Origin of the sequence: Corynebacterium sp. A21 (assembly GCF_052266655.1) — a bacterium.
Lineage (GTDB): Bacteria > Actinomycetota > Actinomycetes > Mycobacteriales > Mycobacteriaceae > Corynebacterium.
Window position 1 is genome coordinate 287,875 of sequence record NZ_JBQPQY010000004.1, and the last position, 8,695, is coordinate 296,569.

General features: G+C 58.8%; 11 protein-coding genes and 1 pseudogene. 5 read left to right on the forward strand and 7 right to left on the reverse strand.

The window, feature by feature from the left end:
• Nucleotides 1-438 carry a tautomerase family protein gene (locus ACTU46_RS09410; RefSeq protein ID WP_443381226.1) on the forward strand — a complete coding sequence of 146 codons (438 nt, stop codon included), beginning with the start codon at nucleotides 1-3 and terminating at the stop codon, nucleotides 436-438.
• 37 nt (nucleotides 439-475) lie between these two features.
• Complete coding sequence (locus ACTU46_RS09415) at nucleotides 476-1,060, forward strand: MFS transporter (protein WP_443381230.1); 585 nt, start codon at nucleotides 476-478, stop codon at nucleotides 1,058-1,060.
• A gap of 176 nt (nucleotides 1,061-1,236) precedes the next feature.
• On the opposite strand, the gene ACTU46_RS09420 is transcribed toward ACTU46_RS09415, so the two are convergent.
• The gene (locus ACTU46_RS09420) at nucleotides 1,237-1,836 is read right to left on the reverse strand and encodes a TetR/AcrR family transcriptional regulator (RefSeq protein WP_443381233.1); all 600 of its coding nucleotides are present in this window, start codon (nucleotides 1,834-1,836) and stop codon (nucleotides 1,237-1,239) included.
• Between the two features lie 119 nt (nucleotides 1,837-1,955).
• Between ACTU46_RS09420 and ACTU46_RS09425 the strand changes: the two genes are divergently transcribed.
• Together ACTU46_RS09425 and ACTU46_RS09430 are read left to right on the forward strand one after the other, a co-directional pair.
• Nucleotides 1,956-2,180 carry a hypothetical protein gene (locus ACTU46_RS09425; RefSeq protein ID WP_443381236.1) on the forward strand — a complete coding sequence of 75 codons (225 nt, stop codon included), beginning with the start codon at nucleotides 1,956-1,958 and terminating at the stop codon, nucleotides 2,178-2,180.
• Complete coding sequence (locus ACTU46_RS09430) at nucleotides 2,180-2,686, forward strand: DUF2269 domain-containing protein (RefSeq protein ID WP_443381239.1); 507 nt, start codon at nucleotides 2,180-2,182, stop codon at nucleotides 2,684-2,686. Before ACTU46_RS09425 ends, ACTU46_RS09430 begins: the two co-directional genes overlap by 1 nt.
• 145 nt (nucleotides 2,687-2,831) lie before the next feature.
• Here the strand turns inward: ACTU46_RS09430 and ACTU46_RS09435 are convergent, their stop codons facing one another.
• From ACTU46_RS09435 to ACTU46_RS09455, 5 genes are all read right to left on the reverse strand, one after another.
• Nucleotides 2,832-3,122 (reverse strand): recombinase family protein, encoded by a 291-nt coding sequence (locus ACTU46_RS09435; RefSeq protein WP_443381242.1) that lies wholly within the window; start codon nucleotides 3,120-3,122, stop codon nucleotides 2,832-2,834.
• A gap of 216 nt (nucleotides 3,123-3,338) precedes the next feature.
• Nucleotides 3,339-3,761 carry an ATP-binding protein gene (locus tag ACTU46_RS09440; protein ID WP_443381244.1) on the reverse strand — a complete coding sequence of 141 codons (423 nt, stop codon included), beginning with the start codon at nucleotides 3,759-3,761 and terminating at the stop codon, nucleotides 3,339-3,341.
• On the reverse strand, nucleotides 3,751-4,083 hold the full coding sequence (locus ACTU46_RS09445) for an STAS domain-containing protein (protein ID WP_443381247.1): 333 nt from the start codon (nucleotides 4,081-4,083) through the stop codon (nucleotides 3,751-3,753). Before ACTU46_RS09445 ends, ACTU46_RS09440 begins: the two co-directional genes overlap by 11 nt.
• Nucleotides 4,080-6,050 (reverse strand): glycosyltransferase, encoded by a 1,971-nt coding sequence (locus tag ACTU46_RS09450; protein WP_443381249.1) that lies wholly within the window; start codon nucleotides 6,048-6,050, stop codon nucleotides 4,080-4,082. The genes ACTU46_RS09445 and ACTU46_RS09450 overlap by 4 nt, the downstream gene beginning before the upstream one ends.
• Nucleotides 6,047-7,162, reverse strand: coding sequence for a PP2C family protein-serine/threonine phosphatase (locus ACTU46_RS09455; RefSeq protein WP_443381291.1), 1,116 nt, complete (start codon nucleotides 7,160-7,162; stop codon nucleotides 6,047-6,049). Before ACTU46_RS09455 ends, ACTU46_RS09450 begins: the two co-directional genes overlap by 4 nt.
• A gap of 275 nt (nucleotides 7,163-7,437) precedes the next feature.
• Between ACTU46_RS09455 and ACTU46_RS09460 the strand changes: the two are divergent.
• Nucleotides 7,438-8,171, forward strand: a pseudogene (locus ACTU46_RS09460) (IS6 family transposase).
• A 222-nt stretch (nucleotides 8,172-8,393) separates the two neighbouring features.
• Here the strand turns inward: ACTU46_RS09460 and ACTU46_RS09465 are convergent.
• On the reverse strand, nucleotides 8,394-8,695 hold a 302-nt coding region (locus ACTU46_RS09465), incomplete at its 5' end, for a PhoU domain-containing protein (RefSeq protein ID WP_443381252.1).

Here is an 8,695-nt window from a genome sequence, read left to right on the forward strand (position 1 = left end):
ATGCCCACATATAGCTGTTGGTCACAGAAGGGCTGGATTTCCCGGGCGGCACAGACGAAGATCGCAGCCGCGATCACTGATGCCCACCACGATATCGCCAAGGCACCGCGCTACCTGGTCCAGGTGTTGTTCACTGAGGTCTCAGCTGATGCGCATTTCATCGGTGGGCATCCGGCACCAGCCAACCAGGTGTGGATTCATGCGCTCATCCGCTTCGGCCGCACCGAGGAGCAGCGGAAGGATCTCCTGGTGCGGCTGACCAGCGAGGTAGCCGAGATTCTCGGGGTCCCCACGGAAGAGGTCTGGGTCTATATCTCGGAGATTCCGGGTGCGAATATGACCGAGTACGGGCACCTGCTCCGGGAACCGGGGCAAGAGGCCGCCTGGTTCGCTGATCTGCCGGAGGCGCTGCAGGAACGGTTGAAACGGCAGGGATAGTGCAACGGTGAGGGCCTGCAGGGGCTGGGTACTTCGCGTGGTTGGTTGGGGAGAGAGTTCTCTGCCCACTGTTTTTAATCAGGGTCTGCAGAATGAATTAGGGAATTTCATAGGCAACCTCCCCCTCTGGCTTCAGCCAGGGGTCGGCCCCGTTCTTGGGCCACACCGGGTTCTCCTGGCCGGAACAATCGTCTTCGGCTTGGCCTCCCTGCTGATCGGACTTGCTCCAACCTTCCAGTTATTGGTGGCAGCACGCATCCTGCAGGGGATGGGCGAAGCCCTCGCGCTGCCAGCTGCCATGGCTACCATTGTTCTGATGTTTCCCGAAGGACCTCGCAGATCCCGCGCATTGAGCGAGTGGGCGGTCATCGCCAGTTGCGGTCTCGTATTGGGCTTTATTCTCTCCGGTGTGATCACCAAATTACTCGGGTGGCGATGGATCTTTCTGATCGCCGTGCCTTTCATTCTTTTGGTCTTCATCGCTGTATTGATCCTGATTCCGGTCGATCAGCAGCGCAAATACGGCATCTTTGACTTGCCGAATGCAGTTTTGCTGACCGCCGCACGACTGGTGTTCGCCTTCGGCATCATCGAGTTGAGGGAGATCGACGGTCGGACCTGACCCAGGATGGTAGGCAGCATGGTACTGTTGCAAACTCGTGTTTTTGGCGAAAACGGCAGATCCGTCACCTGCATTGCGCTGCAGACTATCAAATAGTTAGTAAGCCGAAAATCCTATTTGCAACAGCACCATTTTACCCAATAGTAAAAGCCCACACGCAGAATTTTTCAGCGAGGTTACTGCTCCGCGCTGGAGTCAGATTCCGACTTCCAGCGTATGCCAGCCATCGTGACCGCCACCAGGCGCCGTACCGCGACCTCCGAGTCCAGCCCCTCAGCCGCGGTGAGCGCATGGAGACAGTAGCTCGCTAACTCCGCAGGCGGAACATCCTCACGAAGGTGGCCGGAGGCAGCGACCTCGATCAGCAGGTCACGAATGAGATCGGTGACTTGCTGCTGGACTCCAGCGATGTGCTCCTTATGGTGCAGCAGGGCTCCGAGATCCGGGACGTGGCTACCCCGGTGGTAGATGATCATCGCGTAGGCACTCAGCACCGCCTCCAGTCGGCAGGTGGGATCTCCATGCTGGTTCCCCAGTTGCGTTAGGTGCTCCAGGTGAGCGGCAATGTGGCGGTGATGCCATTCGATGAGGATAGCGTCTACGTCAGGAAAGTACTTGTACAAGGTCGCCCGCCCGATGCCGACCTTCTTGGCGATCTGCGACATCGTCGCCGACCGCACCCCGTTCTCGACCACCAGCGTCCAGGTCGTGTACAAGATCGCTTCCCGGACCTCCTGGCGGTGCGTCTCAATCGTCTTATTCCACAGCTTCGGCACATCCTTAGTATACGTGATGACCCAGTCAAGACAGTCCGTATTGAAAGAGACACTATGTATCGATAAAATGTGTAGGCTCCTTCCAGGAGCTCCCATTGGCATCGAAAATAAGGAAACCCATGAACAACGGCCTTCCCGACACCCCTCGAAATCCGGATGAGAAGAACCATCGCCAACTCGAGGACGGTACGCCCCGGTGGGTGAAGATTTCGGGAATCATCGTCCTCGTGCTGATTGTTCTGATTGTGTTGGTGATGGTGTTCGGAGGAGGTAACCATGGGCCCGGCCGTCATGGGCTGGGCATGCCTGCCAGCGGAATGTTCCTGATCCAGGATCACCTCTGATGACGGGGACGATGGCCCCACGAGTACGCAAGGTCGCATTGGTGGGGCACGTGGTGTGCTCGGTCAGTTGGCTCGGGGCCGTACTGGCCTTTGTCGCGGTGGCCGTCATTGGCATGGTTAGCCCAGATGAAATGACGGTCCGGGGGGCCTATCTGGTGATGGAGCGGGCCGCGTGGTTCGCGCTCGTCCCCCTGGCGGTGGCCTCGCTAGTGACCGGGATCGTCCAGTCCCTAGGGACTACCTGGGGGCTGTTTCGGCACTACTGGGTGGTGTTCAAGCTGGGTCTCACGGTGGTGGCCACCAGTGTGCTGTTGCTGTATCTGCAGACCTTTGAGCATCTGGCCCAGGTGGCGGCAGACCCAGGCGTTGAACTGGAGGCCGTGAGGAACTTCTCCCCGGTCCTCCACTCCGTCGGGGCAGCATTAGTACTGCTGACGGCCACCGCACTGGCAGTCTATAAGCCGCGGGGCCTGACCACCTATGGACAGCGAAGAAGACAGCGCTAACCAGCTGCCTGGCACACTAATTTCCCCACAGCTACCACATTCCCCCCTCCATATCTGGACACTCCATAGGAGAATTTTCAAGCTGGGCCGGCCAGCGGGCTTGACATCAACTACGTTGAGTAATTTCTCCATATCGCCGCCAAGGTCAATGGCTGCAGGACCATACGAGCCAGGTGGGGAGTCGGCCCGGTTTCTTTCCTGCTATCTTTACGCTTATACCTCTATATATAGCGACGTTGCGAGATGCACCTTCGCCAGAGCCATCTTGCAGGGCCGTCCCCCCCTTGCACCCGCGGGCCCGGACTGACCCCAGGCCAGCGATTGTGCGTTCGGAAATCAGCTCACGTTCGAACTCGGCAGGTGCGGCGAAAATCCCGAAGACCAGCTTTCCCTGAGCCGAGGTTGTGGCAATCGCCGAACCCTGACCCGTGAGCACTTTGAGCCCGACGCCTTGCCCTCATGCATGTGATCCGGATCCACGCCAGCTTTCATCAACGCATCACGTTGTAAATCCGCCGTCTGTGATCCGTCAGCTTTCGAGACCCGCACCAAGGACTTCGTGCCGGCGACACGGACCTGATCCCCGTTTGGTGGGCACCTTGAAACCAGCATGATGCTGGGAAGGCAATCTGCCACCAATACCCCGCAAGATCTATTCCGGGGAGTTTCTTAATACGCGTACGAGTGTCCAAGTGTTTCCCTGGGAGTCAGCCTCATGCCGGAGTTCATCCAGGACAGAGCGCGCAAGGCCAAGCCCACGACCAGATTCAGCTTCCGGGTCGGGTTGCGTCACCGAGCCCCAGTCGATATCCACCGGCGGAGCAGTGTCCCAGATGACCGCTTTTAACTCATCCGCTCCTGCGTTGAGGTTTACGCGCATAGCAACCGAGTCACCGCTATGGACGGCAATATTGGTCGCGATCTCGCTCACGGCGAGCATGAACAACGTGCGGTCCATAACGCGCACATGGCCAGCCGATTCCCAGAGGCGTTCGATCGCTTCTAGAATGAGATCAACGAAAACCAGATCCGCTGCGCCTTCAAGGCAACGGGAGTCTTGCTGATCAGCGCTCATCAAACGCTGATTCCGCAGTTGGGTGGCTACGCAGCACGCGGTCCAGATTAGTCAGACGCAACACAGTGCGCACACTCTCTGGGACAGCAGCGATCCTGAAGTCACCTCCCGCTATACGTGTGCTTTTCAGTCCGCCGATAAGCGCACCCAAACCGGAGGAGTCCACAAACTCCGTGTCCGCCAGGTTGATGACAATCCGGACAGTGCCACCATCAATGAGGTCGCTGATGGCATTGCGCAGCCGTGGAGCTCCGGATGCCGTAAGTCGGCCGGTAATCGAGACGATGGCGAAATCATCCTGGACGATAGTTGCGAGATTCATTTCTGTCCTTCAGATTGTTCGGGAATTGTAGCGGCAAGCGGTTCGACAAACCCCCGGTACCGGGCAGCCTGGATGATGACACTGAGCACCACGAGGTCGTAGATCACCCAAGCGGAGTTGACGAGGATACCGGTGCCGTCGGCTGCCCCGGCGGCGAGACGGATCAACCCGATAATTAACGCCACGGTGAGCACGACCATTACCGTGAGCTGCGGCCAGATCTCCCACCAGGGGACCCCACGGGTATCGCGGCCGTCTTTCTTTGTCACCGCAAAGTTAAGGGGGCGGTCGAACCAGACGTTGGCCGCCGCGGTCCAGCAGGCAGTGATCCAGACGGGGAAAAGCGCGAGCGAGTATTGTTGGCCGCGCCACGTGCGCATCCCCTTGGCCACCACCAGGAAGAGCAGTTGATTGACAATAAAGTACGGCAAGAAGCGGGTGAAGAAGTCGGCGCTCCAGGCCGTTACCGGCATCACCCCGAACGCGAAATAGATCACTGGTGCGGCCAGATAGATGAGGGCGGTGAAGCCCGAAAGATAGCTCCACATCGTGGCGAAGTACATCAACCGCTGTCCGGCGGAAAGACCTCGTTTGACCAGAGGGTTATCACGTAACATGACTTGCAGCGTGCCCTGGGACCAGCGGAGTCGTTGGGTGAGCATTGTGCGTAGATCGTCCGGAGCGAGCCCACGTGCCAGGATTTCATGGTGGTAGACGCTGCGCCAGCCGAGTGAGTGTAACTGCATAGCGGTCGCCATATCCTCGGTCACTGAAATTGTCGCTATGGGAAGAATCGGCTGGGCCTCGTCACCGCGATCCACCTGCAGCGCGTCAAGAAGTCCTCCCACGGCCTCGACAGCACCGAGCGGAGACAGCTCGGCCGTCATAAGCCGGTCGAGGCCCGTCTCGTCGATAACCACAAGGTCGAGTTCAGTGTCCCGCTCGACCGGCAACTGCTCAATGATCTTTAAGTCCGTGCGGATCGCCACAAAATCTCGCGCCACCAGGTTCTTTGAGGTGCGCTCAATCGCTTCGCGCAGCGTGAAGGTGACCTCTGCGATCGGCTCTCCCTCGGCGATGTCGGCTCGGGCGCGCCCGATTGCCTTCCTCAGCTCGTGAAATTCGGCACCGAGTTCTTGGTCCGTCGTCTGACGCGCTTCCTTGGCGATCAATCGCTCGGCGGTGCGCAGTGCGCGGTTGGTCGAAGCCGTAATCTCACGCACGTACCCGACGATCCCGAGCTGCATCAGTGCTTCACGTCGCAGCACGGCGTTGGAGCCGCAGAAAAAGGCGGCGTTCCAACCATCCTTGCCCTGCTGGATTGGACCGTAGAACAGAGGTGCTTGGCTTCCCAGCGGGTCGGCTTCGTCGACGTTGACGAACCATTGTGGGGTCTGGACGAGCGCGACCTCCGGATCATCGGCGAAGTATCCGAGCGTGCGGTGCAGGATCAGAGGATCCGGCACCTGGTCAGCATCGAGAATCAGCAGGAATTCACCGTCAGTCTGGAATAGGGCATTATTGAGGTTTCCTGCCTTGGCATGGCGTGGCTTTCCGGCCCAGTCCTTCGAGCGAGTCACATAACCGATCCCTGCCTCCAGGGCAGCCTGCTCCATCTCCGGCCTGGATCCATCATCAAGGATCCAGGTCTCGTGCGGGTAGGCGATGCGCTTCGCCGCGAGCGCGGTCGTCATCACCAGGTCAAGCGGTTCATTGTAGGTCGTGATGAAGACGTCCACGGTTCCTTGTGGGGGAGATGCTGGGGCAGGTCGGTCTCGTGCCCGCCACATGGTGAGACAGAAAAGAAAGGTGTCGATGAGACTATAGGTCTCAGCGATGATGAGTGGAACGGCGATCCACCAGAACTCCCAGTTCACCGATTCCAACCACCGCCATGCGATGTAGTTGGCACCTAAGATGACAGATAGCACCGCCAACACGCGGATCAAGATGAAACGCGCGCTCATAGGTCCCTCCGGATCGCGATGACCGTGATGTCGTCGGTGACGCGTTCATCCTGCGAGATCCGTACGGCCTCGCGGACGGCCCCTTCCGGGCCAGATAAACGGATCACTTGTTCCGCCTGGCCGAAGGGGTCAGTGGGATCGAGGGCGTCAAGCAACCCGTCGCTGAAGCATACGAAGCAGTCGCCCGGATCGAGGTATACAACCGCTGCCTCTCGTTCATTCAGACTGCTCTCACCCATACCCAGTGGGAGCCCGCCGGAACGCAGATGCCGCCACGTTCCGTCCGCGCACGCAATAAATGCCAGGCCATGACCGGCGTCAACTAGCTCTACTCGGCCGGTGTCGAGATCGATATCGGCGTGCACCGCGGTGACAAACATCCCGGTATCACCGAGATCGTCTTCCACCAGGCGGTCGGCTTCCGCCATCGCTTCTGCCAGGGGACGCGCGGGAGCTGTACGCAGCGAGGCGCGCACCCCGGCCGCGACGAGGGCGGGGCCGGCCCCCTTGCCCATCACGTCGGCGAGAGTCACCCGCAACACACCGTCGTGAACAGCAAGGTCATAAAAGTCGCCGGAGAGCTGTCCTCGTGGGACCGCAGCCGCGGCGATCGTGTAACCAGGCACATCGGGATCTCGGTGCGGGCGCAGCGCACGCTTGATCACCTTAGCGTGATCCAGCTCTTGGTCGCGGGCCAGCTCGGTCTGCACCCAGAACGCAAGGTCTCGTAACAGAGCCTCTTGGCTCTCCTTGAAATCGTGTGGTTCTGTGTCGACAACGCAGAGAGTTCCCACGGGGAACCCGTCAGGGGAATACAATGGGTGGGCTGCATAGAACCGCAAATGCGGGTCGCCTACGACGAATGGGTTGGCGGCGAATTCTGTTGATATACTCGCATCTCTTACGATCACAGTTCTATTTTCTCGCACCGTATAATCGCAAAAAGAGTCCTCCCGGGGGGCCTCCGACCCGCCAAGTCCGATCTCAGACTTGCGCCACTGGCGGTCGCGGTCAATCAGGGAAACGCTGACCATGGGAACGCCAAACATTTCCTTCGCGAGCCTGGCTACCCGATCTACCCGTTCATCGGGTGGGGTATCAAGAATTCCCATCGCATCGAGCGATGCCTGACGTTTCGACTCGTTTATCACGTGCTCCCCTAAATATTTGATATTAAAATCTTACCCACCCCAAATGCTCCGGGCGCACTGGAAGAGTCGCCGCCCGACATGGGGGTATAAAAGAGCATAAGGGTGATAAATCGTTGAGTGGGGAAGTTCCTCCGAGTTTCGTGAGGCAGTAGGAAATCGGAGTTGCGCAACCAGAGACAGGGGGTGTTGTTGCAAACTCAGGGTGCTGATGGTGTGAGAGTGGAATAATTAGTTCCATGGGTATCTTCTCCGGTGGGCAGTTCTCTCGTGACATCATTCTGTGGGCGGTGCACAGGTCACTACCCGCTACGGGGTGAGCTATCGCGATCTGGAAGAGATGATGACCGAGCGTGGTGTGCCGGTTGATCACACCACGATCTACCGGTGGGCCCAGAAATATGCTCCTGAGCTGGATAAGCACACCCGCCGGTCATCGGCAAGTTCCTGACTGGCAGGCCAGGTCCTGGCGGGTGGACGAGACCTGCATCCGGGTCGGGGGAAAGTGGTGCTATCTCTGACCTGGAGATTACCGCTGGTGGGCAGACCTTGGACTGCTACCTCTCCCCAAAACGGAATGCCGCTGCAACCAAGCATCTTCTGGCTAAGACCCTGAGATCAAACGCGTCGGCTGGGTTCCCGCGGGTGATTAATACAGATAAGACGCCCTCCCTGTCCAAAGCGCTCCCTTGGCCAAGGCGATCTCCGAGCTCAAGGAAGAAGGCATCTGTCCACTGACAGTGGAGCACCGTCAGGTGAAATACCTTGGGCAATGTTCTCGAGGGCGACCATGGCCGGCTGAAAAGGATCCTGGGACCGAAGGGTGCATGTAAGAACAGGGATGTCTGCATATCGGACGCTGAAGGGGATAGAAGCGATGCACTCGTTAGGAAAAGACCAGGGCATCATGTTCGCCTACGGGCAACCGAATCCGGATGAGGTGATCGTCAACCGGGTCTTCGAGACGGCCTGAGAACGTCGAGTCGCAGAGACCATGGGGAAATGAAACTCGGGTGTTCGTGGCCTCTCTACCCAACTTTGCAACAGCACCTCCTGTCTCACTTCGTCCATCAGCCGACCTCCTAGGTACGTCTTTCCTCTGGCCTTGCTGGTTGAGCCCATATCTGCGGCGTGCTGGGTCAGAATGAAATCATGACGAAGAAGGTACTCGGTGACCGACAAAAAGAGGCTGTCTTCACGCTTCGGGGGTGTGGGGCCAATGGCGGTGGAATTGACGTTCCAGGGCGTCGAACCGGGCTTTCACGGCAGCCTCTTCGGCTTCCCATTCCCGTTTCGCCAGGTAATCCTCGGGTGGCAGACCCGTGGTCAGATACACGATGCGGGTCCCGACGTTGACACACTGGTCGGCGAAACGCTCAAAGAACCGGACCAACAACGCGGTATCCACCGCCTGACGGGTGGTATAGGGCCAATCGCGTTGGGTGAGCATGGCCATCAGGTGGGCATCGAGGTCATCGACGGCGTCATCCTCATCGG

What these genes read in the sequence shown, in the direction of transcription:
- ACTU46_RS09410 (WP_443381226.1), top strand. Translation starts at nt 1, where the DNA reads ATGCCCACATATAGCTGTTGGTCACAGAAGGGCTGGATTTCCCGGGCG.
- ACTU46_RS09425 (WP_443381236.1), top strand. Translation starts at nt 1,956, where the DNA reads ATGAACAACGGCCTTCCCGACACCCCTCGAAATCCGGATGAGAAGAAC.
- ACTU46_RS09430 (WP_443381239.1), top strand. Translation starts at nt 2,180, where the DNA reads ATGACGGGGACGATGGCCCCACGAGTACGCAAGGTCGCATTGGTGGGG.
- ACTU46_RS09440 (WP_443381244.1), bottom strand. Translation starts at nt 3,761, where the DNA reads ATGAGCGCTGATCAGCAAGACTCCCGTTGCCTTGAAGGCGCAGCGGAT.
- ACTU46_RS09445 (WP_443381247.1), bottom strand. Translation starts at nt 4,083, where the DNA reads ATGAATCTCGCAACTATCGTCCAGGATGATTTCGCCATCGTCTCGATT.
- ACTU46_RS09450 (WP_443381249.1), bottom strand. Translation starts at nt 6,050, where the DNA reads ATGAGCGCGCGTTTCATCTTGATCCGCGTGTTGGCGGTGCTATCTGTC.
- ACTU46_RS09455 (WP_443381291.1), bottom strand. Translation starts at nt 7,162, where the DNA reads ATGGGAATTCTTGATACCCCACCCGATGAACGGGTAGATCGGGTAGCC.